1 protein-coding gene is annotated in these 1,224 nt (G+C 47.6%); it reads left to right on the top strand.

Translation table 11 applies throughout. From position 1 onward, the window contains the following. Positions 1–160 precede the first annotated feature (160 nt). Positions 161–1,224, top strand: a 1,064-nt coding sequence (locus B5D35_RS23855; protein WP_078754867.1) for a baseplate J/gp47 family protein, incomplete at its 3' end; no start/stop codon positions are given.

Genomic DNA, 1,224 nt, shown 5'->3' with positions numbered 1-1,224 from the left:
CAGGACTGGGTATGCCTGAAACTCAGTATATTGCTTAAGAACCGAACAACTTTAGGCTGCCATGTCTTCCAACCGAATTAAGCAACAAAGCCTTTTGAAATCGTCAAACCTGACGATTCTGTCATTTCTTTTACTGTATCCAAACGATGGGAGGCGCAACGTGGAGTTTAACGTTCCAACACTTAGACAGTTGATTGAAAGCGGTTTAATCGACATTGAAGCGTCATTAGATACGATTTTACCTAAGTTCGGTGTCGAGCAAGCGCTTAACGTTGCGGTCAGTGGCAGCATTCGTGACCTGTACGATTACCATATTTGGATTGTCCGTCAAATCATCCCTTCGACTGAATCTGAAGACCAGACGATTATCGATACCGCACGCTTTGAAGGTGTGGTGCAAAAGCTCGCATCGAAAGCAACAGGCCCTGTTACTTTAACTGGTGCGAGTCCAATATCAGCAGGTATAACGCTGATGCACTCTGATGGTCGATTGTTCGATGTTCTGCACTCAGTAGCCCCAGTAAATGGAGTGATTCTCGTTAATGTCGAAGCACAAGAGGTCGGCACGCAAGGCAACCTAGCTGCTGGCGAAACATTAACTCTAGTTTCTACAGTGCCAGGGGTACAACCCAAAGGCACCACTGGCGAAATTTCAGGTGGTGCAGATGATGAGCCAGTATCTGAAGTGCTTGAACGCTTGCTGTTTCGTAAGCGCAATCCTCCTATGGGCGGCGCTGTGCATGATTACGTCGCTTGGTGTCGTGAGGTGGCAGGCGTGAGTCGCGCATGGGCGATTGATGCTTATCAGGGCGGCTCAACGATTGGTTACGCCTTTGTGTTTGATGGTCGTTCAAATATTTTACCTAATGTCACCGACCAACAAGCGATGTCTGATTACATTTATCGCCATAAAGACCCAGCAACAGGCAGTGACGTTGGTCGTCCTGCTGGCATTGAGCCAGTGCCTATTCAGTTAACGCTGAAAGTGACGGATTTAGACATCAATATCACGCCAGATAACACAGAGCTTCGCGCCAGTGTGCAGACCAGTATCAACAGTTATTTCAAAACGTTAAGCCCTGCTAGTACCTTGCTTGTAAGTGCAGTGCGCACCGCTATTGGTTCAGTGCCAGGTATTGAAGACTATTCGCTAGATCTGAATGCTGACGTTCCTGCTGCATCGAATGAGTTACATGAGCTTGGAGTGATCACATGGGCCACTCT

The organism is Enterovibrio nigricans DSM 22720, from assembly GCF_900167155.1.
Classification (GTDB): Bacteria; Pseudomonadota; Gammaproteobacteria; order Enterobacterales; family Vibrionaceae; genus Enterovibrio; species Enterovibrio nigricans.
The sequence above is the reverse complement of the archived record's forward strand: the minus strand, read 5'-3'. Positions and strand labels throughout refer to the sequence as shown.